The 26545-nt window shown below is 65.6% G+C and carries 25 protein-coding genes; 19 read left to right on the plus strand and 6 right to left on the minus strand.

All coding sequences use genetic code 11. From position 1 onward, the window contains the following. Window positions 1-240 precede the first annotated feature (240 nt). Together RO07_RS24680 and RO07_RS24685 are read right to left on the minus strand one after the other, a co-directional pair. Window positions 241-774: a hypothetical protein gene (locus RO07_RS24680; RefSeq protein ID WP_039406667.1), complete on the minus strand. Its 534-nt coding sequence runs from the start codon at window positions 772-774 to the stop codon at window positions 241-243. Beyond that, window positions 774-1472 carry a flagellar basal body L-ring protein FlgH gene (locus tag RO07_RS24685; RefSeq protein ID WP_052266867.1) on the minus strand — a complete coding sequence of 233 codons (699 nt, stop codon included), beginning with the start codon at window positions 1470-1472 and terminating at the stop codon, window positions 774-776. Before RO07_RS24685 ends, RO07_RS24680 begins: the two co-directional genes overlap by 1 nt. A 265-nt stretch (window positions 1473-1737) precedes the next feature. Here RO07_RS24685 and RO07_RS24690 point away from each other — a divergent pair, with 265 nt between their 5' ends. The 4 genes from RO07_RS24690 (at window position 1738) to RO07_RS24705 (ending at window position 5122) form a co-directional block, all read left to right on the plus strand. Continuing rightward, window positions 1738-2847 carry an ATP-binding protein gene (locus tag RO07_RS24690; RefSeq protein ID WP_052266868.1) on the plus strand — a complete coding sequence of 370 codons (1110 nt, stop codon included), beginning with the start codon at window positions 1738-1740 and terminating at the stop codon, window positions 2845-2847. 62 nt (window positions 2848-2909) lie between these two features. After that, the gene (locus tag RO07_RS24695; protein ID WP_418303733.1) at window positions 2910-3707 is read left to right on the plus strand and encodes a response regulator; all 798 of its coding nucleotides are present in this window, start codon (window positions 2910-2912) and stop codon (window positions 3705-3707) included. 42 nt (window positions 3708-3749) lie between these two features. Further along, on the plus strand, window positions 3750-4223 hold the full coding sequence (locus tag RO07_RS24700; protein WP_039406670.1) for a hypothetical protein: 474 nt from the start codon (window positions 3750-3752) through the stop codon (window positions 4221-4223). Window positions 4224-4519: 296 nt separating this feature from the next. Next, a complete protein-coding gene (locus RO07_RS24705) occupies window positions 4520-5122 on the plus strand; it encodes a BPSL1445 family SYLF domain-containing lipoprotein (protein ID WP_039406673.1) in 603 nt (200 codons plus the stop codon). A gap of 96 nt (window positions 5123-5218) precedes the next feature. Here the strand turns inward: RO07_RS24705 and RO07_RS24710 are convergent, their stop codons facing one another. The 3 genes from RO07_RS24710 to RO07_RS24720 all read right to left on the minus strand — a co-directional run bounded on the left by RO07_RS24710 (window position 5219) and on the right by RO07_RS24720 (window position 8222). Next, a complete protein-coding gene (locus tag RO07_RS24710) occupies window positions 5219-6088 on the minus strand; it encodes an ABC transporter permease (protein ID WP_237171344.1) in 870 nt (289 codons plus the stop codon). 102 nt (window positions 6089-6190) lie between these two features. Continuing rightward, window positions 6191-7024 (minus strand): ABC transporter ATP-binding protein, encoded by an 834-nt coding sequence (locus RO07_RS24715; protein WP_052266870.1) that lies wholly within the window; start codon window positions 7022-7024, stop codon window positions 6191-6193. Window positions 7025-7199: 175 nt separating this feature from the next. Next, window positions 7200-8222: an ABC transporter substrate-binding protein gene (locus RO07_RS24720; RefSeq protein WP_039406676.1), complete on the minus strand. Its 1023-nt coding sequence runs from the start codon at window positions 8220-8222 to the stop codon at window positions 7200-7202. Between the two features lie 275 nt (window positions 8223-8497). Between RO07_RS24720 and RO07_RS24725 the strand changes: the two genes are divergently transcribed. The 11 genes from RO07_RS24725 (at window position 8498) to RO07_RS24775 (ending at window position 20743) form a co-directional block, all read left to right on the plus strand. Next, the gene (locus RO07_RS24725) at window positions 8498-9169 is read left to right on the plus strand and encodes a response regulator (protein ID WP_039406679.1); all 672 of its coding nucleotides are present in this window, start codon (window positions 8498-8500) and stop codon (window positions 9167-9169) included. Next, window positions 9162-10556, plus strand: coding sequence for a sensor histidine kinase (locus tag RO07_RS24730; protein WP_039406681.1), 1395 nt, complete (start codon window positions 9162-9164; stop codon window positions 10554-10556). Before RO07_RS24725 ends, RO07_RS24730 begins: the two co-directional genes overlap by 8 nt. Before the next feature lie 414 nt (window positions 10557-10970). After that, window positions 10971-11807 carry a sensor histidine kinase gene (locus tag RO07_RS24735; protein WP_052266871.1) on the plus strand — a complete coding sequence of 279 codons (837 nt, stop codon included), beginning with the start codon at window positions 10971-10973 and terminating at the stop codon, window positions 11805-11807. Next, window positions 11804-12463, plus strand: coding sequence for a response regulator (locus tag RO07_RS24740; RefSeq protein WP_039406684.1), 660 nt, complete (start codon window positions 11804-11806; stop codon window positions 12461-12463). Before RO07_RS24735 ends, RO07_RS24740 begins: the two co-directional genes overlap by 4 nt. 510 nt (window positions 12464-12973) lie before the next feature. Further along, a complete protein-coding gene (locus RO07_RS24745) occupies window positions 12974-14392 on the plus strand; it encodes a flagellin N-terminal helical domain-containing protein (RefSeq protein ID WP_039406687.1) in 1419 nt (472 codons plus the stop codon). A 226-nt stretch (window positions 14393-14618) separates the two neighbouring features. Next, the gene (gene fliD, locus RO07_RS24750) at window positions 14619-16652 is read left to right on the plus strand and encodes a flagellar filament capping protein FliD (RefSeq protein ID WP_160118090.1); all 2034 of its coding nucleotides are present in this window, start codon (window positions 14619-14621) and stop codon (window positions 16650-16652) included. A gap of 22 nt (window positions 16653-16674) precedes the next feature. Continuing rightward, window positions 16675-17109 (plus strand): flagellar export chaperone FliS, encoded by a 435-nt coding sequence (fliS, locus tag RO07_RS24755; RefSeq protein WP_039406693.1) that lies wholly within the window; start codon window positions 16675-16677, stop codon window positions 17107-17109. After that, complete coding sequence (locus tag RO07_RS24760; protein WP_039406696.1) at window positions 17102-17440, plus strand: flagellar protein FliT; 339 nt, start codon at window positions 17102-17104, stop codon at window positions 17438-17440. Before fliS ends, RO07_RS24760 begins: the two co-directional genes overlap by 8 nt. A gap of 49 nt (window positions 17441-17489) precedes the next feature. Beyond that, window positions 17490-18935: a flagellar hook-length control protein FliK gene (fliK, locus tag RO07_RS24765; RefSeq protein ID WP_039406699.1), complete on the plus strand. Its 1446-nt coding sequence runs from the start codon at window positions 17490-17492 to the stop codon at window positions 18933-18935. After that, window positions 18932-19291, plus strand: a complete 360-nt coding sequence (locus RO07_RS24770) for an EscU/YscU/HrcU family type III secretion system export apparatus switch protein (protein ID WP_052266873.1) — start codon at window positions 18932-18934, stop codon at window positions 19289-19291. The genes fliK and RO07_RS24770 overlap by 4 nt, the downstream gene beginning before the upstream one ends. 252 nt (window positions 19292-19543) lie before the next feature. Then, entirely contained in the window at window positions 19544-20743 is a 1200-nt protein-coding gene (locus tag RO07_RS24775; protein ID WP_039406702.1) for an ATP-binding protein, read from the plus strand. 69 nt (window positions 20744-20812) lie between these two features. On the opposite strand, the gene fliE is transcribed toward RO07_RS24775, so the two are convergent. After that, window positions 20813-21148, minus strand: a complete 336-nt coding sequence (gene fliE / locus RO07_RS24780) for a flagellar hook-basal body complex protein FliE (protein ID WP_039406705.1) — start codon at window positions 21146-21148, stop codon at window positions 20813-20815. A 337-nt stretch (window positions 21149-21485) separates the two neighbouring features. On the opposite strand from fliE, the gene fliF reads away from it, so the two are divergent. From fliF to fliI, 4 genes are all read left to right on the plus strand, one after another. Further along, window positions 21486-23177, plus strand: coding sequence for a flagellar basal-body MS-ring/collar protein FliF (gene fliF, locus RO07_RS24785; protein ID WP_039406707.1), 1692 nt, complete (start codon window positions 21486-21488; stop codon window positions 23175-23177). After that, on the plus strand, window positions 23164-24162 hold the full coding sequence (fliG, locus tag RO07_RS24790) for a flagellar motor switch protein FliG (RefSeq protein WP_039413605.1): 999 nt from the start codon (window positions 23164-23166) through the stop codon (window positions 24160-24162). Before fliF ends, fliG begins: the two co-directional genes overlap by 14 nt. A gap of 18 nt (window positions 24163-24180) precedes the next feature. After that, a complete protein-coding gene (gene fliH / locus RO07_RS24795; protein ID WP_039406709.1) occupies window positions 24181-24840 on the plus strand; it encodes a flagellar assembly protein FliH in 660 nt (219 codons plus the stop codon). Window positions 24841-24983: 143 nt separating this feature from the next. Beyond that, on the plus strand, window positions 24984-26540 hold the full coding sequence (gene fliI, locus RO07_RS24800; protein ID WP_418303734.1) for a flagellar protein export ATPase FliI: 1557 nt from the start codon (window positions 24984-24986) through the stop codon (window positions 26538-26540). Window positions 26541-26545 lie beyond the last annotated feature (5 nt).

A 26545-nucleotide genomic window follows, 5' to 3' on the forward strand; every position in this document is an offset into this window, starting at 1 on the left:
CGCCCAAAAACCGGGTTACAGAGCCCGTGTAACCCATATGTAACCCGATTCTGAGCGAATCGATCAATTCACGTCAACTTCCAGCGACCATCGAAATCACAATAAAATCTTGTATTTCATATGCTTACACGATTTTCATGGAAATCGATCAACACCGATAAACACCTACTTGTTCAGCCTCCGAAGCCGAGGGTCACTGGTTCGATTCCAGTCGGGCGCGCCACATCGCAGTTCCAGGCCTCAGAACGCCACCAGCCGATCCACCAGTTGCACCATGCGCGAGTTCGACGCCGACCACGATTCGACGGTCGACGACCGTCCGTCGAAGTACACCGTATTGATGATCGAACCGTTGTGACTGAGCGTGAGCGTCGCGTAGGCCAGGTATTCGCTGGGCGTGGCGCCCCATAGCGAATTGCGCCACGCGCGCCGCACCTGATAGTTCAGGACGACGCAGCCGGCCGGCCACGTACCCGGACTGTAGATCGTGCTCACGATGCCGTAGGCCCGCAACCGTCCCTGAATGGCGGGCAGCAGATCGGAGACGCCGTCCGGCGCCAGCTCGATGCACATATTGTGCGAAAGCAGCTCCGGCGCTGCCGGCACCGACGGCGGCTGTACCGACGGCAACTGATCCGCCAGCACCGCCCCCGTCGTCACCACTGTGGCCGCGACCTGCGCCGCCACCACCGGCACCGGGGTCGCGAGAAAACACCCGCCCAACGTCGCGCTCGTCGCCGCCGCGAGCGCCAGTACCGCCGCGAGCCGCTTCATCAGAACGGCGACACGCCGAGCACGACGCGCTGCAACCAGCCACCGCCGCTGCCATCGGCGATCTGCCCGTCCTCGACCCGCGCCACCTTCGCCTGCCCGACCTTGCTCGACGCCACCACGTTACCCGGCGAGATATCGAACTTGTTGACCACGCCGGTGAAGCGGAACGTCTCCATGTTGCGTCCCTGCATCACCTGCTTCTCGCCACCCACGACATAAGCACCGTTCGGCAGCACTTCCACGATGGCCACGGCGATCGTGCCGGTGAGCGCCGTGGTCGAAGTCGAGTTGCCATTGCCCTTGAAGCTGCTCGCCGACTGACCGATGTTGAACCAGCGCTCCAGCACCGAGTCGGCGCCATCGGCCTTCGCGCTCCTGGCCGTCACGCTGGCGTTGCGCGACACGTCGCTCTGCGACTTGTTGCTGCCCGACGAGGACTCCGACACGGCGATCGTCAGCAGATCGCCCACGCGGTGCGCCACCGGCGTCTCGAACCAGTTGGTCGCGGTGGTCGGCTGATAGATGGAACCGGCCGTCTGTACGTTGGCCACACGCGGCATGGGCATCACGCTCATGGGCGTGGGCATGGGCGCCGGCGCCGAACAAGCGCCGAGCGTGGCGCTCGCGGCCGCCAACAACGCGAACGTCCGGACAAGGCCGCGCGATGTGGCGCGTCTTAACATCGATAGCTTCGACATGATGAGGCGCCCCCGCGCCGGCTCCGGATCTGGTCCGGGCCTTTCGAAAGATGTGAATGGTGGAAGCGATGAATGCCGTCGGACGCCGCGCAGAGCCATGACAGCATGACGGCCAGCTTCGTGAGGCATGGTAAAAAGCGCGCGTGCAGCGACTGCGGACAAATCGAGGAAAATTTGTGGAGGCACGGCGCGTGCCGCTCCGAAGCTGCGAGAATGGCGCGCCAGGTACGCACCGCCAGCCCAGTCAACACATTCACCCAAGCGCATGAACTCCGGCATCACCCGCAAGCTCTTCCTCGCCATCTTCGCGACGGGCCTGATCACCATGACGGTCACGGCGCTCGTGGTGCGCGCGACCGTCAACGATCACAGTTGGCTTCGGGACCACAACCTGATGTACCTGACGCTGCTCGGTGTAGCGACGCTCGGCGCCGTGGCGCTGCGCCTCGCCCACCGGTTGCTCGTGCCGGTCACGCCGCTGCTCGAAGCGACGCATCGCATGGCGATGGGCGATTACAGCGTCCGCGCGCCTACGGCCGGCGCCGACGAACTCGCGCAACTGGCCGCCGACCTGAACCGGCTGGCCGACACGCTCTCGCACAACGACCGGCTGCGCCGCGATCTGCTCGCGGACATCTCTCACGAGCTGCGCACGCCACTCTCGGTCATGCGCGGCGAAATCGAAGCCATGGAAGACGGCGTGCGGCCGCTCACGCGGGAGGCACTCGCCTCGCTGCGCGTCGAGATCTCGCTGCTCGCCAAACTGATCGACGACCTCTACGAACTTTCGCTATCCGACATCGGCGCGTTGACCTATCAGTTCGCCCCCGTGGACATGACCGAGCGGGTCGCCACGACAGTGGCCGCGTTCGGCGACTGGTTCGAGGCGAAGGGCATTTCGCTCAACGTGCACTTGCCGAACGACACGCTCGTCATCGACGGCGACCTGCATCGTCTCACCCAACTGCTCGGCAACCTGTTCGAGAACTCGTTGCGCTACACCGACGGCGGCGGTGCGGTGCGGGTGTATCTGTCGTCGACGGGCAAGCAATTGCGTCTCGAAATCGAAGATTCGGCGCCCGGCGTGCCGGACGACGCGCTGCCCCGTCTGTTCGAACGGCTTTTCCGCGTGGAGGCGTCGCGCAGCCGACGCAGCGGCGGGGCCGGCCTGGGGCTCGCGCTGTGCAAGCACATCGTGGAAGCGCACGGCGGGCAGATCGTGGCGCGCCACTCCCCTCTGGGCGGCCTGGCGCTGGCGGTCACGTTGCCGTGCCAACATGGCGCCACCGCCAACGCTGCCGCACCGTGTTCCAGCCAAACGAATTGCGCAGGCGCCGCCGCCTTCGGCGTCCACGCGCTCACGACTCTCCGTTGAGCCTGTCATCCATGCACCACGCCCCGCAGACTGAATCCGTGCTCCGCTCCCAGCCCGAAGCGATGATGTTTCCCGATGCCGCCCCGATTCTGATCGTCGAAGACGAGCCGAAGCTGGCTGCGCTGCTCGCCGAGTACCTGCGCGTGGCGGGCATGCCCTGCCGCATCCTGTCCGACGGTCGCGACGTGCTGCCCGCCATGCGCGCGACGCAACCGCGCCTGGTGCTGCTCGACCTGATGCTCCCTGGCATGGACGGCCTCGAAGTGTGCCGCGCCGTGCGCGAGATCTCCGATGTGCCCATCGTGATGCTCACGGCACGCGCGGCGGAAACCGACCGCCTGCTCGGGCTGGAACTGGGCGCCGACGACTACATCTGCAAGCCGTTCAGCCCGCGCGAAGTCGTGGCGCGCGTCAAGGCCATCCTGCGACGCGTTCGCGGCAGCGGCGCCCCGTCGGGGAGGGTGGAGATGGCAGGCACGGCCACCGCACCGCAAGCACCCGCGCTCGTGATCGACGCCGTGCGCCATCACGCGCGCCTCGACGGTCACGAGCTACCCCTGACGCCGGTGGAACTGCGGCTGCTCGCCACGCTCGCCAGCCATCCGGACAAGACATTCCCCCGCGCGCATCTGCTCGATCGCATGTACGACGATCACCGCGTGGTGGCCGACCGGACGGTCGACAGCCACATCAAGAATCTGCGTCGCAAGTTGCAGGCGATCCGGCCCGACGAGGAAATCGTGCGTTCGATCTACGGCGTGGGTTACCGCCTGGAACTGCGCACCGATCGCCCTGGCGGCCATGCCGTGGGGCATGGCGTCGCGGCTATCGACAATCCGGCGGACGCGGTGCCAGAATAGGCGCACCCGCGCCACGGCGGGTACCCATTGAGGAGATCGACGATGCCACGCCGCACCGCCCCGCTGTCCCCGATGTCCGCTTCATTCAGCCCGCTCGCCCCTTCGGTACACGAGCCGTGCTCAACCGCCTCCGGCGAAACCATCTCACGCTCAGCGCGCCCGCTCGAACGCCTCGTGCGCGCGACACTGACCGCAGGGCTCCTGGGCACCAGCGGTCTCGCCTTCGCGCAGACGCCCGTATGCTTCGATAGCGTCGGCCGCGCCCTTGCGCCGGTACAATGCTCGCAGGCTGCACGCGATCAGGCGGCCGCACAAGCCACCGCATCGGGTGCCAGTTCGCCGTCCCTGCGCGACGAATGCCGCGCGCTCGCCGACAAGATTGCCAACACGCCCGATAAACCGGTCTACACCCGCGATCGTCCAGTCGTCGCGCCGAACGGCGATCGTGTCGACATTCCTACACGCGCGAACCCGCGCAAAGCCCTCAAGGAAGAATACGTGCGCAATTGCACGTAGGCATACACCTACAAATTGGCAAACGATGCGAGCAAGTTAGTGGAACTTGTGCCGCCGATTTCTTGACAATACACGTAGACACCGCATAATCGTTGTCACGCCGGCGCGCCCTGCGACGTCGCGAAATACGTCGCGTGCGCTGGTGCCGGTGTCCTTCGGACTCCGAATCTTCATCCTCATCACCGCTTCAATGCCGAAGCGTCTCGCCCCGCCGGGGTGTTGCATCGGCTTGACGTTCTATCCGCATCCATTGCCGCCACACGTTGCAAGCGGCACATGCTTTCCGGAGGGAGAAAATGCAAAAACGCGAATTCCTGATGAAATCTTCCGTCGCTGTCGCTGCCGCCGCTTTCGCGCTGGCCGGCTGCACCACCACCACGCCGTCGCAGGCGGACAAGAGCGACAACGCGAGCGGCGTCAATGCCAACAAGCGCCGCGAAATCGATGCGTCCGTGAATGGCGCGCTCGACAGGATGTATGCCTCCGTGAAGGGCTCGCGCGAACTCGTGAACCGGGCGCGCGGCGTGCTCGTATTCCCGTCCGTGCTGCAAGCGGGCTTCGTCGTGGGTGGCGAGTACGGCGAAGGCGCGTTGCGCGTCGGCGGTGCGACCAAGGGCTACTACAACACCGTGACGGCGTCGTTCGGTCTGCAGATCGGTGCGCAGTCGAAGGCCGTCATCTTCCTGTTCATGACGCAGGACGCGCTCGACAGATTCCAGCGCACGGACGGCTGGACGGCCGGCGCCGACGCGTCCGTCGCACTGGTCAAGGTCGGTGCGAACGGCGCGGTCGACATCAATACCGCCACCACACCGGTGCAGGTCATCGTGATGACCAACGCCGGCCTCATGGCCAACCTGAACGTGGAAGGCACGAAGGTCACGAAGCTCAATATCTGACGCACAACCGAAAACAAACGGCGCCACCCGCGATGGGTGGCGCCGTATTTTTTTGTGCGAACCAGTGCGGACCGGTGCGCGCCGCCCTGACTGCGATCACTCGTTGCTGAACGCGGCCGGACGCCATTTCAGCAGCCGCTTCTCCAGCGATGTCAGCAGATAGTCGGCGCCCAGCGCCACGGCGGCGAGCACGATCATCGCGGCAAACACGCCGCTCGCATTGAACGCGCCCTGCGCCGTCGAGATCAACAGACCGATGCCCTGCTTCGAGCCGAGGAACTCGCCCACCACGGCGCCCACCAGCGCGAAGCCGAAGCTCACATGCAAGCTCGCGAGAATCCACGACAGCGCCGACGGAATCACGACCGACATCGTCACCTGGCGACGCGATGCGCCCAGAATCTGCGCGTTGGCGATCATGTAGCGGTCGGCCTCACGCACGCCCTGGAAGGCGTTGGCGAACACGACGAAGAACACCATCACCACGGCGAGTGCAACCTTCGACGCCATGCCCAGGCCGAACGCGATCACGAAGATCGAGCCGAGCACCACGCGCGGAATCGAGTTGGCGATCTGGATGTAGAGACTGAAGACATCCGAGAGCAGCTTGTTGCGGCCGAGCACGATGCCGCAGATGACGCCGGCCACGCCCCCGATCAGGAAGCCGAGCACGGTCTCTTCGAGCGTGACGAGCACCTGCGCCCAGAGCGGCCCCTGCGACGTGCCTTCCACGCACCAGTCGTAGATCTGCTGCACGATCAGCGTCGGCTGCGAGAAAAAGAACGGATCGATCCAGCCGATGCGCGCCGCCAGCTCCCAGCCACCAAGGCCGATCACCAGAATGGCCACGCGCAGGAAAATCACCAGCGCGCGACGTTGTTTGATGCGACGCTGCGCCGCGGCTTCCTCGCGTGCGAGATCGGCGTCGCCGATTCCTGCCAGCATGGCCTGTTCACTCATGTTCATGCCCTCCTCCTGACGGCATGGGCGTGCGCGCCTGTCGCGCCGCCCCGATAAATCACTGTCGCCTACTGTTGCTGCCAATGGCTGTTGCCAATGCCGACAGACTCAACCGATCTTCACTTCTTCGCGCAGGTCTGCCCAGATCTCGCGGGAGATGTCGATGAAGCGCTGTTCGTAGCGAATCTCCGACATCACGCGCGGACGCGGCAGATCGATCGTGTAGACGCTCTTCAGCGTGGCCGGACGCGCGCTCAGCACGAACACCCGGTCGGCCAGCGCAATCGCCTCCTCCAGATCGTGCGTGACGAACACCACCGAGCCCGACGCCGACGACCACAGTTGCAGCAGCTCGTCCTGCATGAGCGTGCGCGTCTGCATGTCGAGCGCCGAGAACGGCTCGTCCATCAGCAGGATTTCGGGGTTGTTGATGAACGTCTGTGCCAGCGCCACGCGCTTGCGCATGCCGCCCGAGAGCTGGTGCGGATAGTGGCCGCCGAACTTGTCGAGGCCCACGCGCTTGATCCATTCGTCGGCCTGCGCGTACGCGGCGTCTTTCGGCTGGCCACGGAAGAGCGGGCCGGCGGCCACGTTCTCGCGCACGCTGCGCCACGGGAAGACGGCGTCGTTCTGGAACACGAAGCCGATGCGCGGATCGATGCCGTTCACGGTCTGGCCCATCACACGCACGGTGCCGGCCGTGGGGCGCAGCAGACCGGTGATCATCGACAGCGTGGTCGACTTGCCGCAGCCGGTCGGGCCCACGATGGCGACGAACTCGCCACGAGCGACCGACATGCTGAAGTTGCGCAGCGCGACGGTGGCGCGACCGTCTGGTGAGATGAAACGGCACGACACGTTGTCGAATTCGATGGCGGGTGTGTCGCGCGAGACGGTGCTCGCCGCGCGCGCCGGCGCCGTGGGGGTGATGGTCTGGGTCATGCCCGGCTCCTCTGATACGTCGAAGGGCTAACGGTGTTGCCGTTTCCTGTGGATGAACCGGCCCGCGCACCGGACAGTCGTCGGGTACGGGCGGCTCGGGGGGCTGCGCGCCGAACTGCGCGCGCGCCGGTACTACGGGGTCAAGGGTTGCGGGCGTCGCGCCACGAGCGCGCGATCACTTCGCCTGGTCGACGAACTCGTTGGTGTACGTCTTCGACAGGTCGATGTGCTTGCCCTTCACGTTCGGGTTGAACGCCGAGAGGACCTTGAGCACGGTCTCCGGTCCGCCCTTGGGCATGCGACCGTCGGGCGAGTACATCGGCAGCGAGTTCTGCAGCGCCTGGACGTACAGATCCCGGTTCTTGCCGTAATAGTCCTTCGGCATCTTGTCGGTAATCTCGGCCGCCGAGTGGGTGTTGATGTACTTGAGCGTCTTCACGAAAGCGCGCGCGAGCTTGGCCGCTTCGGGCTTGTGCTTGTCGAGCCACGAGCGCTGCACGTACAGGCTCGAGGCCGGATAAGCGCCGCCGAGCGCCGCGACCGTGCCTTCCATCGTGCGCATGTCCACGAGCACGACGGCGTCGCCGGTCTTGATCAGTTGCGAGGCGGTCGGCTCGGTCGTCATGCCGGCGTCGATGCGGTTCTGCTTCATCGCGGCGATAAACGTGTTGTCGGCGCCCACCGGCAGCACCGAATACTGTGCCGACGTGATGCCGTGCTTCGCGGCGAGATATTGCGTGAGGAAGTTCGTCGAGGAGCCGAGGCCGGTCACGCCGAGGGTCTTGCCCTTCACGTCGGCCATGCTCTTGATCGTGTCCTTGCTCCGCGCGTTGACCAGTTCCACTTCACCGGGCACCTGACCGAAGATCGTGATGGCCTGGATTTCCTTGCCCTTGCTCTGCAGATCGATGGCGTGATCGTAGAAGCCGACCACGGCCTGCACGGCGCCGGCGAGCAGTTCGTTCTCCGCATCGACGCCGGCCGGCTGCGAGAGCAATTCGACGTTCAGCCCCTCTTCCTTGAAGTAGCCAAGCTGCTCGGCGAGCTTGGCCGGCAGGTAGATCATCTTCGTGATGCCGCCGACCATGATCGTGATCTTGCCGCTGTCGGCCGCGAATCCCGGTGCGGCGGCCAGCGCCAGCGACACGCCGAACACGGCGGCGATTGCGGGTTTCACGAAGGCTTTCGGCAGGCGCATGCCAAGGCTTGCTCGCATTGTGGTGTCTCCATCGTTTTTAGGGATAATGGGCCGACCGCGTGTGCGGCACCGGCTGGCTCGCGCGACGCGTCGCGGGCCGGGGCAGCGGTCCACGGAATCGATTCCCCTGCCTCGATGGCGATTGTAGAAAACCGAAGCTTTCATCAAGCTTTCGCCTCCTGCAGGTTTTCGTTCGCGGCTCATGGGTGTTTACCCGCTGTTGGCGGGCGTCCGGCCAGCGGGCACACTCCCCAGCGCATTACGCCCTTGCCGCCATGAAACTGCTGCTCATCGAAGACAACGAAACGCTCGCCCACTGGCTCGCCCGCATGCTGCGCGACGACAACTTCACCGTCGACGCGGCGCGCGACGGCGACGCGGCCGACCGTCTGCTGCAAACGGAGACCTACGACGTCGTGCTGCTCGATCTCATGCTGCCCAAGCTCGGCGGCAAGCACGTGCTGCGACGGCTGCGCGAGCGCCGCAACAACGTGCCGGTGATCATCCTCACCGCCAGCGGCTCCGTCGACGAGAAGGTCGATTGTCTCGGCGCGGGAGCGGACGACTACCTCGTCAAGCCGTTCGAAGTGCGCGAGCTCATCGCGCGCATCAAGGCGCTGGCGCGCCGGCAGTCGCCCGAACAGGGCGCCGAGCTCCAATGCGCCGATCTCGTCTATCACACCGGCACGCGTCAGTTCGCGATCGCCGGCGCGCCGCTCGCGCTGCCGTCGCGCGAACACGCCGTGCTCGAGATCCTCATGCGCAAGCAGGGCAAGACCGTCGCCAAGAGCGCATTGGTCGACGGCGTATTCGGGCTGGACGACGAACCGAGCACGGACGCCATCGAAATCTACATCCACCGGTTGCGCAAGAAGCTCGAGACGAGCCGCGCGGCGATCATGACCCTGCGCGGCCTCGGCTATCTGCTGCGCGAGAAAGATGCTTAGCCTGCGCGTCAGACTGCTGATGTGGCTGATGTTGCCGCTCTCGCTCTACATCGGCGCGAGCGCATGGCTCGCCTATCGCAGTGCGCGCGACACGGCCGAGCTCGTGCAGGACCGGGCGCTGCTCACGTCGGCGCAGGTGATCGCCGGCGAACTGACGTGGGTCGACGGGGCGCTGCGCGCGAGTGTGCCGCCCTCGGCGCTGGAGCTCTTCGCCTCCCCGGCGCGCGACCGCGTGTTCTATCAGGTCATCACCGAAGACGGCCGACTGCTCGCCGGACCACCCGACTTCCCGCATCCGCCGCTCTTCCCGCCGTCCGTGCCCGTCTATACGGACATCACCTTCAACGGCGAAGCGCTTCGCGTGGTGAATTTCGTGCGCACGATGTACGACTCCGGCCAACCGCATCGGGTCGCGATCGTGGTGGCGCAAACCATGCACGCGCACGACGAGATGCTCGCGCAGTTGTGGGAGCCGTCGCTGCATCGCCAGATCGCGATGGCCGCGCTCGCCGCCATGCTGGTGCTCATCGGCCTGACCGTCGAATTGCATCCGCTCCTCCGGCTCAAGGACGAAGTGGCCGGACGCGCCCCCCAGGAACTGGTGCCGATCCGCGCCGGACAGTTGCAGACGGAGCTGCGCCCCATCGTCGATGCGATCAATCTGTGCATCCAGCGCCTGTCGGCGCAGGCTCAGCAGCAACGCCGCTTCGTGGCCGACGCCGCCCACCAGTTGCGCACGCCGCTCACTCTCCTCGATACGCAATTGCAGTTCGCCGCCCAGCTCGACGATCGCGCGGCGCTGGCCGATGTGCTCGCCGCCATGCAGACGAGCAGCCGCGGGCTCGCCGACCTCACCAACAAGTTGCTGCTGCTCTCCCAGGCGGAGGCGGCCGACACGCCCGCGTTCTCGCGCTCGCGGGTCGATCTGGTGGCCGTGGCGGCCGGCGTGCTCGAAGAACTCGTCGCCCTCGCCCAGCGGCGCAACATCGACCTTGGACTCGAGACTGCCGACGCGCATGTCCGGGTGTCCGGCAACGGCGAACTCTTTCATGCGATGGTCATGAATCTTGTCGACAATGCGATCCGCTATATCCATGAGGGCGGGCGCGTCACCGTCGCGATCGATCGCCAGGACGGCGCCGCGCGACTGCGCGTCATCGACGACGGCCCCGGAATTCAGGCCGAAGCCCGCCAGCGGGTATTCGAACGGTTCTACCGCAACGCGCCCCCGGGACAGCCCGGCACAGGGCTCGGCCTCGCCATCGTGAAAGAGATCGTGGCGGCCAGCCACGGCACCGTGGCGCTGGCCCCGGGTCAGGACGGGCGCGGCCTGATCGTGACGGTAATGCTTCCCATGGATTCGGAGACCGAAAGCAACGCTCTATGAGAAAACGTGCCTTGCGTCTCGTCTCCGATGGAGCGCGCGGCATGCCCGTGCGCTCGCCTGAGAGGAATAACAACCGTATGAAGTCCTTCGAAAAATTAAGGCACCGCAATTGTTTAGATCGAAAGTGTCGTTTGAAACATACGATCGACTGGATGCGCTAGGACAAACCCTGATATATTCGGGGTCTTCGCAGAATCCTCCTCAAGCAAGTGGAAACTTATTGATCCAAATCAAACAGTTACGCTTCGCTGTCAGCCATGCGGGTGCCCGCCGCATGTAATTGTGACGAAATGTAAAGTTTGTTAAATTGCTTGTGGTCTCGCCGCGTGGGTTGCGGCACGGGACGTTTTCTCTCAGGGATTTGCCTCCATGCCGTATCTCGTCGATCCTGCCGCTCGGGCTGCGAGACGTCGCGTGTCGTTAGACGACGCGCTGCACGCGCGCGCCACGACGTCGGCATCGGATCAGGCCGCTGCTTGCGATGCGTCGTTGCCGATGGAGCCCGCGTCACGCGCGGGTGCGGCGCGTCCGCTCGCGCAGTCGGTGGCGCGCAAGATCGACGCCGCCCGCGAAGCCGAGCGCACGCGTCTCGCACAAGAGATGCACGACGGGCTGGGCGCTCACCTCACGGCACTGCAGTTGGCCGTCGCCCGTCTGGCGATGCGCCCACCCGCGGACGCCGCCGAATGGCAGTCCCTGTGCTCACGGATTCAGCATGCGGCAAGCGCCGCACAGGATGCGGCCGACGAACTCGTCGGCCGTAATCGTCCGCCCGCGCTCGACGCGGGCCTCGTCATGGCACTGCGCGCATGGCTGCGCGGCTTCGGCGAACAAAGCGGACTGACCTGCATCTGGCGCTGCGACGACGTAACGCGCGAGCGTGTCACGCGCCTCACTCCCGAAGCGGTGCTCGCGCTGTATCGCATCGCCCAGGAGGCGCTGACCAACGTTGCCCGACATGCCCGTGCGACGCGTGTCGTCGTGGCGCTCGACGGCAGTCACCGGTCACTTAAACTCACGATTTCCGACGATGGCTGCGGACTTGGCCGCGGCTCGCGTCGCAAGCAGGGACATTTCGGATTGGTCGGCATGCGCGAGCGCTGTACGTCGCTCGGCGGCACACTACGTATTAGTGGTGTTCAGGGATCGGGAACGCTCGTGAGCGCCCGTCTTCCCTGGCACCAGATCCTGCCGACCCCCGCCGGGATTCAGACCCCGGAATCGCTCGCTCTTCACGGATACGCATCATGACGCTTAGAGTGCTCATCGTCGACGACCACGCCATCGTGCGACAGGGCGTCCGGCAATTGCTCTCCGATAGCGGGAGCATCGCCGTCGTCGGCGAAGCCGATTGTGGCGCGGAAGCGCTGGAGATGACCGACGCCGCGCAATGGGATATCGTCCTGCTCGATATTTCGCTGCCCGACACGAACGGTCTGGAAATTCTCAAGACCTTGCGACGCCGGCATCCACGCCTGCCGGTCATGATCTTCAGCATGTACGGCGAAGGTCAATTCGCGCTGCGCGCGCTCAAGGCCGGCGCCGCCGGCTACCTAAGCAAACGCTCGAACGCGCAGCAACTGGTCTCCGCCGTGCGACAAGTGGCGTCGGGCCGCAAGTACGTGAGCCCGATGGTCGCCGAAACGCTCGCCGACTATCTCGGCCCGGACGCCGACCAGCCGCCGCACGAGCGTCTGTCCGATCGCGAGTACCAGACGCTGTGCATGATCGGTTCGGGCAAACGCCTCACCGATATTGCCAACGCGCTGTCGCTCTCGGTCAAGACGGTGAGCGTGTACCGCACGCGCCTGCTCGAGAAGATGCGCCTGAACAACAACGCCGAACTCACCTATTACGTGATGCAGCACGGCCTGGTCAGCGCCGAGATGGGGCCGGTCGGCGTCTGACGACGCTCACTGGCACCCCATCCCCCCGGCGCCCGCCGGGGACTCGATAGTGACCAGGCAGTGATTAAGTACTCACTACGTGGCCCGCTTTTGCGGGCCACGTGCATTTCGGGGGCCGGATCGCTCATTCGCGAAGAATTTCCACGACTGCGGAAAATTTTTTTGGCCGCCGCGGCGCATCGTCATCGGCTGGGAATCGCCCCCGTGCGGCGAGTCGCCGGCTGACCATCGCCTCACCTCTCAGAGCCTTACAGGATATGAATAGGCGGCAGATTGCCCCTTTCCTTGGCGGATCAATCGTGGAGGAATTTTGTAGACTGGCTCAATAGCGTTTTTCCGACATCGGCCTGCCAAGTCGATGGGGGTGGGCAAAGCATTTTGCGAAACCACCCTAAATTTTCCCAAAGCGCGTCCGATATCCCCTACAACGGCGGCTTTCGGCGATTGGCTGGTGAGCCAAAGTTACGGCGCTTAAGCCGGAGCCAAAAATTTTGGGAAAGGAGTGGCTAAATGTCATCTGTCATCAATACCAACATCTTCTCGCTGGTTGCTCAACGTAACCTGAGCACGTCGCAATCGGGCCTGCAGACCTCGATCACCCGTTTGTCCTCGGGCATGCGCATCAACAGCGCTGCTGACGACGCCGCTGGCCTCGCGATCACGGACCGTATGACGGCCCAGATCAACGGCACGCAGCAAGCTCAGCGCAACGCCAACGACGGCATCTCGCTGGTGCAAACCGCCGCGGGCGCCCTGTCGGCAATCACCGATAACCTGCAACGCATCCGTACGCTGGCCGTTCAGTCGACCAACTCGACGAACTCGGCTTCGGACCGCGCCGCACTGGACCAGGAAGTCCAACAGCGTCTGGCTGAAGTGAACCGTCTGGCAACCCAGACGTCGTTCAACGGTCTGAACGTGCTCGACGGCTCGATGGGCACGGCGAACTTCCAGGTCGGCGCCAACGCAGGCCAGACCATCTCGGTCAACCTGCAACAAAGCATGACCATCGCCAGCATCGGTTCGGTCGCGCAAATGACCTCGGCCACCAACCCGTTGAGCTTCACGGTCGCTGCCGCTGGCATCACCGTTCAACTGGGCGCCGGCGCGGCCGTCAACGTCAAGGCAGGCACGTACAACAGCTCGGCAGACCTGGCAACGGCCATCAACACCGCCGCACAAACGGCCGGTTTCACGGGCAACGTCGCTTCGGTCAACTCGGCCGGTGAAATCGCGATCACCAACACCGACCCGGCGCAAACGCTGACGGTCGCCGGCGCCGACGCCACCACGCTGGGCCTGGCCGTCGCGGCTGCCGCCGCCGGTTCGACGACCACGTCGACCGCCGTAGCTTCCACGTTCTCGCAAACGCTGGCTGCAGGTGACCTGGTCCTGACCGTCAACGGCAAGGCCACGAACATCACCGGCAAGATGAACAGCGCCAGCGACCTGGCCAATGCGATCAACTCGTCGAACAGCGGCGTGAACGCGTATGTCGACAACACGGGCGCAATGCACCTGAGCTCGGGTTCGTCGTTCCAGATCAGCGGCGCCACGGCGGCAACGCTGACCAAGCTGGGCCTGCCGACGGCAGCCACGACCTACGCCACGAGCGGCAGCCTGGCACAAGCCGACGTCAAGACGATCAACAGCGCCACGCTGATGCTCTCGCAGATCGACTCGGCCATCGGCACCGTCGACACGCTGCAATCGACCCTGGGCGCAATTCAAAACCGCTTCCAGTCGACGATCTCGAGCCTGTCGACCACGACGCAGAACCTGACCTCGGCGCGTTCGGGCGTGCAAGACACCGACTACGCTGCGGAAACGGCCAACCTGACCAAGTCGCAGATCCTGCAACAAGCCGGTATCTCGATGCTGGCCCAGGCGAACCAACTGCCGCAACAAGTGCTGAAGCTTCTCCAGTAAGCGCCTGTTTGGCATGTGTGACACCCCGGCGGTAGCTTAGCCGGGCCGCCGGCGGCGCCCCCTTCACGAAGGTGGCGCCGCCGCAAGCATTACAAGGGCAGCATTTTTTTGTGTCGGCGTTTTGCGAGTTGAGCAACCCATTTTAGAGAGCGAGTAATTTATGGCGTCCACTGGCAGCAGCACAACGGGTTCTATTTCGTCACCGGGTATCGGCTCGGGATTGAACGTGAATGACCTCGTCACCAGCCTGATGCAGCCGGCAACGAAAAAGCTCAATCTGCTCAAGTCGCAAGAGGCCAGTTATCAGACCAAGGTCTCGGCACTCGGCAGCCTTCAGTCGGCGCTGAGTGCGTTCCAGTCGTCGCTGTCGAGCCTGTCGTCGGCGTCGTCGTTTCTGCAGATGAGCGCCACGCCGGGCGATGCGTCCTATCTGACGGCTTCGGCCGACACCACGGCAAAAGCCGGCAGCTATACGATCAACACGACACAGCTCGCACAGGCGCAAAGCCTCTCGACGGCGGGCGTGTCGGATCCCGCCGCCTCCATCGGCAGCGGCGCCGCCACGAAGTTGACGTTCAGCTTCGGCACGATTTCGGGAGGAACGCTCGCCAACGGCTCGTACACGGGCGCGAGCTTCTCGCCGAACGCGCAGCAGGCCCCCTTCAGCGTCACGATCACGAACCAGAACAATTCGCTGCAGGGCATTCGCGATGCCATCAACGCGGCCAATGGCGGTGTGACGGCCACCATCGTCAACGACGGGAGCGCCACGCCGAACCGCCTGGTGCTGACCTCGACGCAGACCGGTCAGACCATGAGCATGAAGATCGACGTCGCTGCCGGTGGCGACGCGACCCTCACGAACATGCTGGCCTATGACCCTACCGGCACGCAGAATCTGACGCAGACCGCCGCGGGCCAGAACGCCACGCTGACGATCAACGGCCTGACCGTGTCGAGCCCGACCAACACGGTGAAGAGCGCCGTGCAGGGCCTGACGATCAACCTGCTCAAGACCGGTTCGACCACCGTCAACGTCAGCAACAACGGCGACGGCGTCACCAAGGCCGTCAACGATTTCGTCTCCGCCTACAACACGCTGCATTCGGCCATCGGCAAGCTGACGTATTTCGACAAGGCGGGCGCCGCGCCCGGCAGCACCACGAACAACAACGGTCCGCTGATCGGCGACACGACCGTGCAGATGATCACGACGCAGATCCAGCAGATCCTGAACGGCAAGCTGCCGGGGGTCTCGGGGTCGGTACTGACGTCGCTCGCGGACATCGGCGTAACGTTCCAGGCCGGCGACGGCACCGGCAGCGCCACGGACACCTCGGGCCAGCTCGCGGTGGATTCGTCGAAGCTGCAAAAGGCCATTGCCTCGGGCGGCTTCGCCCAGCTCGCGTCGCTGCTCGCCACCAACGGCACGACCACCGACAGCCTGATCAACTACCAGGGTTCGAGCAGCAAGACGCAACCGGGTCAGTACGACGTGGTCATCACGCGCCTGGCGACGCAAGGCACGCTCACGTCGAACGCGACGCTCGGCGCGAACACCATCATCGATGGCACCAACAACACGTTGACCGTGCAGGTCGACGGCAAGAGCACGTCCATCACCATACCGAACGGCACCTACACGCCGGACAAGATGGCCGCCGCCTTGCAGGCCGCGATCAACGGCAACTCGCAGTTCGTCGCCAACGGATCGACCGTCACCGTCAAGCAGAACGGCGGCGTGCTGTCGATCACGTCGAACCGTTATGGTTCCGCCTCGAACGTGCGCGTCACGTCGGGCAACGCCATGGTCTCGCTGTTCGGCACGGGTGTACCGCCCAGCACCGACGGCGTGGACGTCGGTGGCTCGATCGGCGGCGTGATCGCCACGGGCAGCGGCCAGTCTCTGACCGGCGCGGCGGGTTCGCCGACCGACGGCCTCAAGATCCAGGTCACCGGCACCAATCTCGGCAATCGCGGCACCATCAAGTTCTCGCAAGGCTACGCGTCGCTGCTGTCGAACCAGGTCAGCAACTTCCTGAGCGCCAAGGGCGCGCTCAGCACGGCGCAGTCGAACCTGAACGCGAGCATCAAGCAGGTGCAGCAGCAAGAGAGCGACTGGCAGGACCAGATGACGCAGATGCAGAACCGTTACCTGGCACAGTTCACGGCGCTCGACGCGACCATGTCGAAGCTTCAGAGCACCAGCGACTACCTCAAGCAGGTGCTGGGCGGTTCGTCGTCCTCGTCGTCGAAGTAAGCCCGGTCACTGGGAATCGATCATGTACGGTCAAAACGCAGCCAACGCCTACCGCAAAATCGGGCTTGAGACAGGCGTCATTGCCGCGAGCCCGCACGAGCTTATCGTGATGCTGTTCGACGGCGCCAAAGCGGCGCTCACGAAGGCACGCGTCCACTTCGAAGACGGCCGCATCGCCGATCGCGGACTGGCGCTCTCGAAAGCGATCGGCATCATCGGCGGCCTGCGCGACGGCCTCAATATGGAAGTCGGCGGGGAACTGTCCCGCAATCTGCGTGATCTGTACGACTACATGGGGCGACGTCTGCTCGAGGCGAATCTCGAGAACGACGTGGCCAAGGTACGAGAAGTCGACACCCTGCTCGACACGATTGCATCGGCCTGGCGAGAGATCGCTCCGGCTGCCGGCACGGGTGCTCCCGCCGCTCAGGCGGGCACCGGAGTGCGCTATGAATGATGCTGCAACCTTGCTGAATTGCTACGAGAGTATTGCCGGTCTGACGGAGCGCATGCTCGGTGTGGCGCGCGAAGGGGATTGGGACGCGCTCATCGATCTCGAGGCGCAGTACCGTGCGCAGGTCGATGCGATCAAGCAGCTCGACGCCGCGCTGCCGCTCAGCGACGACGAGCGCGCGCGCAAGCACGCCATCATCCGCCGCATTCTGGCCGTCGACGCGGCCATCCGCGATCTCGTGGTGCCGCGTCTCGCGCATCTCGATGCCATGATCAACAGCACGCGCCGTCAACGTGCCCTGCACGAAGTCTACGGCCTGAACCTGGGTACCTGACGCGCGCCGCCCGGTAGCGCGTCTCGTCGCCCGCATTTCGGAGTAAGGCATGGCCGGTCTCGATTCGGTTCTGGCCACGACACTCGCCCGGCGGCTCGATTCGTTGCTCGGGCTCGGCCAGGGCGTCTCCACGACGAGCGCACCGAGCGCCGTGGCCGGCGCGCCGCCTGCGGGCGACGCCACCTCCGCCCTCGGCGACCTCGCCACGCGCGGCTCGTCGGCCGCGGTCGGTCTGGGCAACACGCCCTCGCAAACGGCCGCACGCCTTCCCACGCCCGTTCAGCAGGCAACGCTCTCGGCCGCCGCACGCACCATCGACACGATTCTGCGGCTCGCACCCGACTCGCCCGGTCCCGTTCAGGCGAGCGCGCCGGTGTGGCCGGCCGCGCCCGGTACCGGCGCCCCAGCGCTCGCACCGCTGGTCGCGGCCGCATTGAAGGAAGCCTTGTCCGCCAGCGGTCTCTTTTACGAATCGCATCTGGCGCAATGGGCCTCCGGCAGCCGGTCGTTCGAACAATTGCAGGCGGAGCCGCAATTGCGCTGGCCCGCGTCGGCCAATCTCGCGGCGCAACTGCGCGCCGCCGGAGCCGAGGCCACGCTGCCCGGCCCGGGACCGCTCACGCGATTGCTCGGACCGGCCGCAGGCGAAGCCGCCCTCGCGACCGCATGGCCGACGCTGAGCCCCGCGACCTTGAGCGCTTTGCCCAGTGCTGCGACAAATCCTTCGCCGGCGCCATCGGGACAGCCGATGCAACCGACCTTGCCCGGGCATCCCACCGCCGACGGCGGCTTGCAGGCGGGCGCACATCTGCCTAACGCCGTGTCGGCGTTGGCTCACGCCGCCAGTGTCGCGCAGACGACGAGCAGCGTCTTGCCGGCAGGACACGGCGACGACGCGGCGGCGGCCAACGGCGTCGCCGCTGCAAATGGTCCGCCGCATGGGCCGGCAGGCGCGATTGCGGCGGTCGCGAACACCCCGGCCGAGAGTGTGGCGCTGGTCCGTCAGCAGCTCGACATGCTGGTCAATCCCCAGTTTCAGTGGAACGGTATGGCGTGGCCGGGCGCGCCGATGGAATGGCAGGTCGAGGAGCGCGCCGGACAGGCAGCGCCGGGCGAGGCGGCCGCGCCGTCAACGTGGCACACGCACCTGCGTCTCACGCTGCCGTCGCTGGGTACGGTCGACGTCACGCTCGGACTGTCGGGCCAGCAGCTGCAAGCGCGAATGCTCGCGGATTCGACGGCGTCGGCGGACATGCTCGCCCACGAAGGCGAGGAATTGCGTCAGCGGCTGGCGGCCGTGGGCCTGATCGCGAGCCAGTTGTCGTTCGGCGCCATGGACGCCGATGCCACTGGTGCCACCGGTACGACGAACGAGAGCGATGCGGATGCCGCCGCCGTTGCGGCGGTCGATGCCGGGGCGGGCGCGTCGAGCGCGGCACAGTCGCCGGCCGATCCCGCTCCGAACGATTCGACGCCGACGGGAGACGAAGCATGACGTTGCCCCCGGAGCGTCGCACAGCGGTTGCCCTTGCCTATGGCGCGAAGGACACCGCGCCGCGTGTTGTGGCGAAAGGCTACGGACTGCTCGCCGAAACCATCGTGCGCACGGCGCGCGAGCATGGGCTCTACGTTCACGAATCGCCGGAGTTGGTGAGCTTGCTGATGCAGGTGGATCTCGACCAGCGGATTCCGGCCCAGCTGTATCAAGCCGTTGCCGAACTGCTCGCGTGGCTCTACAAACTCGAAGCGAGCCGTGGCGGCAAGACGCCACCGCTGCCGGCTGGCGTCGCCCCTGCGCAAGTGCAGGCATCGGACGCATCCACGCCCCCCACCGACCCGCCCGCGGCCTAAGTACGCAACCGCTAAGTCACGCCGCTCGCGCTGATCGAAAGAACGCCGTGAAGCGTCCGATTTCCCGAACCATCCTCCACTAGCCGCACGGCGGCAAACGACCGCCAGCAAAGGCCTCCCGGGCATTTTCCGCATCGGCCAACATCCCAGCTTCCGTCCCGCGAACGCCGCGTCATTAGCATTTCTCTTGCGCGACGCGGCATCGGCGGCATGTCGCCGACCGGTTTATCAATCCCATCCGACACATTCGCCATGGAAGCCATCCAGAATCCGTTCAATCCCGGCGCAGGTGCTGCGCCGCCCGTTCTCTGCGGCCGCGACGACGTCCGCGAAACCGTTCACACGTGCATCGAGCGTCTGCGCTCGCACCGTCATGCGAACGGTCAGTTGCTGGTCGGGCTCAGAGGTGTCGGTAAAACGGCGCTGCTCGAACGCCTGCTGTTCGATGCTGAACAGCAGGGCGCAATCACGTTGCACCTCGAAGCGCCCGGGGCAAAGTCATTGCCGGCCTCGCTCGCACCGGCGCTGCGTCTCGCGCTGCTGCGCATGAGTCGCACGAGGATCGCCAAGGACGCGGTCACCCGCGGGTTGCGCGCGCTTGCGGGTTTCGTGGCCGCGTTAAAGGTAACGTATCGGGATATCGAGGTCGGTCTGGACTTCACGCCCGAAGCCGGTTTGGCCGACTGCGGGAGTCTCGAGCTCGATCTATGTGCGCTGCTTGTCGAGGTCGGACGTGCAGCCCAGTCCGCACAGACCGTACTGGCGATCTTTATCGACGAACTCCAGCGAATGCCGCATCAGGAACTGGCCGCGTTGCTCTACGCGCTGCATCGATGCACTCAACTCCAACTACCGGTCATCCTGATCGGAGCGGGTTTGCCACCGTTGATCCGCCAGATCGGCAACGCGAAGTCTTACGCCGAGCGGATGTTCGAGATCGCCGACATCGGCCCGCTGGCGTACGCCGACGCACGCGACGCCATCATGAAACCCGCGGCGCAGGCGGGCGTCGATATCACCGCCGACGCGCTCGACGAGATCGTCACGCGCACCGGCGCCTATCCGTATTTTCTCCAGCAATGGGGAAAACTCGCCTGGCGTGCGGCCAAGGAGAGTCCGATCACATCGGAACACGTCCACGTGGCATCGATTGCGGCCATCGAGGCGTTGGATAGGAATTTTTACCGCCTGCGCTTCGAGCGCCTGACGATTATGGAGAAGCGCTATTTGCGCGCGATGGCAGAGTTGGGCAAGGGGCCGCACGATCTCCGAGCCGTTGCCGCGGAACTCGGTCAGCCAGCCTCGGCGCTGGAATCCACGCGCCTCGAACTCGTTCGCAAAGGTATGTTGTACAGCTCGCCGCTGGACGACGCCGCCTTTACGGTGCCGCGATTCGATGAATACCTTCGACGGGTCATGCCGAGAGCGGCCATGCTCGCCGACGCGGCCTGAAGGCCGGCGGTCAGTCTGGAGGACCGCCGATCCCAAGGAACGTATGGCGGCACTGCACCGCCTCGTACCTCACACCTGCATATTCATCACGGTGCTGTAAGCCGACACGAGTTTGTTGCGTACTTGCAGGCTCATCTGGAAGCCGATGTTCGCCTTTTGCAGGTCAACCATCACGTCGTTGAGCGCGACGCCCGGCTCGCCCATTTCGAACGCGCGGGCCTGAGCCTCCGCGCCGTTCTGCGCCAACGACACACGCTTGAGCGATGCGTTGAGTTCCGCAGCGAAGCCGCCCGTCGCCGCCGCGGCGCTCGCGCCGGCACTGGACGTGCCCATGATCGAGCCCGCCGCCTGCGACGCCACGCCGCCCAGCTTCTGCAATACCGATTCGATCCCCGGAATAGCCATCTTGCCTGTCCTCAACTGGGCCGGGCCGCGCGCGACATCGCATCGCCTGCACCGGTTTGCCTTTTATCAGTCACGTCGGAGCTTACCACCGCCCGGCAAGTCCCCAATACCCTAATTAGCGGCAAAACACCCGCCTAATCCTCAAAACGATTCCATATTCGGCGTCGAATAATCAGGACCATCGGCATCGTGCGCACCGGGAGCCGGACCTTTCCGTTCCTTGACTCCCGCACACGTGAGCGCCTTGCCAAGCGTACCCCGGAGAATTCTGTCGCATGTTAGTGAGCACTTCCACCGCGATGAACGTAATGTTGACGCCACTGGCGTGGAGCCGCGCATGAACGCCGCCACCCAGACGGCGGACGTCGCCGCCAAGCCGCCCCTGCTCGCGCAGTTGCGCTCACGCGAGCGCCTGCCGCTGCTCATCGGCGGCGCGGCGCTCGTCGCATTGCTGATCGCCGCCTTCCTGTGGAGCCGTGCGCCCGACTACAAGGTGCTGTACAGCAACCTGAGCGATCGCGACGGCGGCGCCATCATCACGTCGCTGCAGCAGATGAACGTGCCCTACAAGTTCGCCGAGGGCGGCGGGGCCATTCTGGTGCCGTCCGAACAGGTGCACGACGTCCGCCTGCGTCTCGCCTCGCAAGGTCTGCCCAAGGGCGGCCTGGTCGGCTTCGAACTGATGGACAACCAGAAGTTCGGCATCAGCCAGTTCGCCGAACAGGTCAACTACCAGCGCGCCCTCGAAGGCGAACTCGCCCGCTCGGTCGAATCGCTGTCCGCCGTGCAGGCCGCACGCGTGCACCTGGCGATCCCGAAGCCGTCGGTCTTCGTGCGCGAGCAGCAAAAACCGAGCGCCTCGGTGCTTGTCACCCTCTATCCGGGTCGCGTGCTGGATGAAGCTCAGGTGAGCGCCATCGTTCACATGGTCGCCTCGAGCGTGCCGGAGCTGCCGGTCAAGAACGTCACGATCCTCGACCAGAACGGCAACCTGCTCTCCGCGCAAAGCGGCAAGGCGCTGGGTCTGGACGCCAGCCAGCTCAAGTACGTGCGTGAGCTGGAGCAGTCCTACGCCCGTCGCATCGAGTCGATCCTCAACCCCATCGTCGGCCCGGGCAACGTGCACGCGCAGGTGACGGCGGATGTCGACTTCAATCAGGTCGAGCAAACGTCCGAGAACTACAAACCGAACTCGGGCGAACAGGCCGTGCGCAGCCAGCAAAACAGCGAGGCGACGCAGATCGGCATGACACCGCCGGGCGGCGTGCCGGGCGCCCTGTCGAACCAGCCGCCGGGTCCGGCGACGGCGCCGATCACGCAGCAACAGCAACAGTTCGCGCAAAACGGCGCCACGCCAGCGAGCGCCGCCAGCGCGCCGCAGGGCCCGCGCAGCGACCGCAAGGATTCGACCGTCAACTACGAGGTGGATCGCACGATTCGTCACGTGCAGCAAGCCTCGGGTGGCCTGAAGCGTCTGTCGGCGGCCATCGTCGTGAACTATCGTCCCGGCACCGACGCGAAGGGCAAGCCCGCGATGGTCGCGCTCACGCAGGCCCAGATCGACCAGATCCAGAATCTGGCGAAGGAAGCCATCGGCTTCTCCGGCCAACGCGGCGACACGCTCAACGTAGTCAACAGCCCGTTCACGGTCGAGTCAGACCCGGAAGCGAACCTGCCGTGGTGGCGTCAGCGTCAGAACATCGAACTGGCCAAGCAGGTCGGCAAGTGGGCGCTGATTTCGTTGATCGGCGTCTATCTGTGGTTCGGCGTGATCCGCCCGGCGATCCGCAAGCATCTGAGCCCGCCGCCGCCGGCCGAGCCCACGCTGGCCGGCGCCGCAGGTGCCGCGGGCGCGGACGGTTCGCCGGGCGCGGAGGGTGAAGGCGTCGACGGCGAACCCGGGAAGAAGGGCGAACTGAGCGCCTACGAACGTAACTTGCAGTACGCGCGTCAAGTCGCGCGACAGGATCCGAAGATCGTGGCAACGGTAGTCAAATCATGGGTGGGTGGCGGCGATGAGCGCGGCTGAGGGACTCCAACGCAGCGCCATCCTGTTGATGTCGCTGGGCGAAGACGAAGCGGCGGAGGTCTTCAAGTACCTTGCCCCGCGTGAAGTGCAGAAGCTCGGTGCGGCGATGGCCTCGCTGCGCCAGGTCTCGCGCGACCAGATCGCCGACGTGTTGCAGGACTTCGTGCTCGAAGCCGAGCAACATTCCGCGCTCTCGCTCGACTCGTCCGACTACATCCGCTCGGTGCTCAACAAGGCGCTGGGCAGCGACAAGGCCGCGGGCCTCATCGAACGCATTCTGCAGGGTGGCGACACCAGCGGCATCGAGGGTCTGAAGTGGATGGACTCGAATGCCGTGGCCGAACTGATTCGCCACGAGCATCCGCAGATCATCGCCACGATCCTGGTGCACCTCGATCGCGATCAGGCCTCGGAAGTGCTCGCGCTCTTCACCGAGCGTCTGCGTAACGACGTGGTGCTGCGTATCGCGACGCTCGACGGTATTCAGCCGGCCGCGCTGCGCGAGCTCAACGACGTGCTCACCAAGCTGCTCTCGGGCAGCGAGAACATCAAGCGCAGCCCGATGGGCGGCGTGCGCACGGCGGCGGAAATCCTCAACTATCTGGGCGGCGTGCACGAAGAGTCGGTCATCGAAGCCGTGCGCAATTACGACTCGGACCTCGCGGCGAAGATCGTCGAAGAGATGTTCGTGTTCGAGAACCTGCTCGACGTGGAAGACCGCAGCATCCAGGTGCTGCTCAAGGAAATCGAGTCCGAATCGCTCATCATCGCGCTCAAGGGCGCGCCGTCCGAGCTGCGCGAGAAGTTCTTCAAGAACATGTCCGCGCGCGCCGCGGAACTGCTGCGCGAAGACCTCGAATCGCGCGGTCCGGTACGGGTTTCGGAAGTCGAAGCCGAACAGAAGAAGGTGCTGCAGGTGGTGCGGCGCCTCGCCGACCAGGGCGCCATCGTGATCGGCGGCCGCGGCGACGACGCTTACGTGTAACCGGGCGGGCCAGCGCGTATGTCGACCATCATCCCGAAAGAACGCCTCTCCGCCTGGCAACGCTGGGAGATGGCGTCGTTCGACCCGCCGCCCCCACCTCCGCCGCCACAACCGGCGCCGCCCAACCCGCTCGACGACCCTGCGCTCGTCGAACAGATCGCCGCCTGGCGCGAGCAAGCCCGCGCCGAAGGCCATGCCCAGGGCTACGCCGCCGGTCATGCCGAAGGTTACACGGCCGGACAGGCCGCGGGTCAGCACGAAGTCGACACGCGCGCGGCGCAACTCGCCGACATCGCTCACGGCTTCGGCAACGCGGTCAACGCGATCGATCGCGAAGTGGCCGAACCGCTGCTGGGTCTGGCGCTCGACATTGCGCGTCAGGCGTTGCGCCAGACGCTCACCGTCCATCCCGAAACGCTGCTGCCGATCGTACGCGAACTGCTCGCCAACGATCCGCTCACCGGTTCACCGCGCCTGCTGCTCAACCCGGAAGACGTGGCGCTCGTCGAGACCCATGTCGGCGCGGAACTGCAAGCGGCCGGCTGGACCGTGCGCGCGGACCCCGGCATCGAGCGCGGCGGTTGCAAAGCCGAAGCCGCGAGCGGCGAAGTGGACGCCACCGTCGCCACGCGCTGGCAGCGCGTCATGGCCGCGCTCGGCAAGGACCTGCCGTGGTAACCCCCGAGCTCACGCCCCTCTCGGTCCATGCGCCGGTGCTCTCCGGCGCCGCGAACGCACATGACGACGCGCCGCCGCCCTCGTCTTCCTTCCCCTTTCAGGCAAACGACGACACGGCGCCGTCCGTGCACCCGTGGGACGAGATCGATCCGTCCGCGCAGACCGACGCCCCGCAGTCCGAAGTTCATGCGCTTGCCGCCGCGTCCCGCGCGGACGAAGCCACGGCAAGCGCCGATGCCGATACAACGGCGAGCGCACCCGCCGCCGCACCGAAAACCGCCCTGCATGCGCTCGACGCCCGCGAAATCGCGCGCGACGCTCACCTGCGCCGCTGGCAGAACACGCTTCGCGAGCGCCTGCCTCACGTGCACGCGGTCGAATCGATGCGCCGCTGCGGACGCCTGACGCGCGCCGCCGGCCTCGTGCTCGAAGCAGTCGGTTTGCGTCTGCCGGTCGGCGCCGGTTGCCTGATCGAATTGCCGGTGCACGACGCCTCGCGCGAACCCGCCACGGCCGAAGCGGAAGTGGTCGGCTTCGGCGGCGATCGCCTCTTTCTCATGCCGCAGACGGAAGTCGCCGGTCTGCTGCCGGGCGCGCGCGTGTTCCCGATGGAGCCGGCTGCCGACGGTCCGCTGCCGAGCCAGCGACACAACGGCAAGCGTCTGCCCGTGGGCGAAGCGCTGCTCGGCCGCGTGGTCGACGCCGCTGGCCGCCCGTTGGACGACTTCGGTCCGCTGGGGCTGACCGACAGCGCCTCGCTCGCCTCGGTGCCGATCAATCCGCTGGGCCGCGCACCGATCGAATCGGTGCTCGACGTCGGCGTGCGCGCCATAAACGCGCTGCTGACGGTCGGACGCGGCCAGCGCATGGGCCTTTTCGCCGGGTCGGGCGTCGGCAAGAGCGTGCTGCTCGGCATGATGGCGCGCTTCACGCAGGCCGAAGTCATCGTCGTGGGCCTGATCGGCGAGCGCGGACGCGAAGTGAAGGACTTCATCGAGAACATTCTCGGGCCGGACGGTCTGGCGCGCTCGGTCGTGGTGGCCGCTCCGGCCGACGTCTCGCCGCTGCTGCGCCTGCAGGGCGCGGCCTACGCCACCACGCTGGCCGAGTATTTCCGCGACCAGGGCAAGGACGTGCTGCTGATCATGGACTCGCTCACCCGCTACGCGATGGCGCAGCGCGAGATCGCGCTGGCGATCGGTGAGCCGCCGGCCACCAAGGGCTACCCGCCTTCCGTGTTCGCCAAGCTCCCGGCGCTGGTCGAGCGGGCCGGCAACGGCCCCGATGGCGGCGGCTCGATCACCGCGTTCTACACGGTGCTCACCGAGGGCGACGATCAGCAGGACCCGATCGCCGACTCGGCACGCGCCATTCTCGACGGCCACATCGTGCTCTCGCGCCAGTTGGCTGAGTCCGGGCATTACCCGGCCATCGACATCGAGCAATCGATCAGCCGCGCCATGGCCGCGCTCATCGACGACAACCAGTTCGACAGCGTGCGTCGTTTCAAGCAGATGCTCTCGCGCTACCAGCGCAACCGCGACCTCATCAACGTGGGCGCGTACGCGCCGGGCAGCGACCCGATGCTCGATCAGGCAATCGAGCTCTACCCCCGCCTCGAGAGCTTCCTGCAACAGGGAATGCGCGAGCGGGCCAGCTATCGGGACGCCGTGCTGCAGATGCGCGGACTGTTCCACTAACCGGA

It is taken from the genome of Pandoraea pulmonicola, assembly GCF_000815105.2.
GTDB lineage: Bacteria > Pseudomonadota > Gammaproteobacteria > Burkholderiales > Burkholderiaceae > Pandoraea > Pandoraea pulmonicola.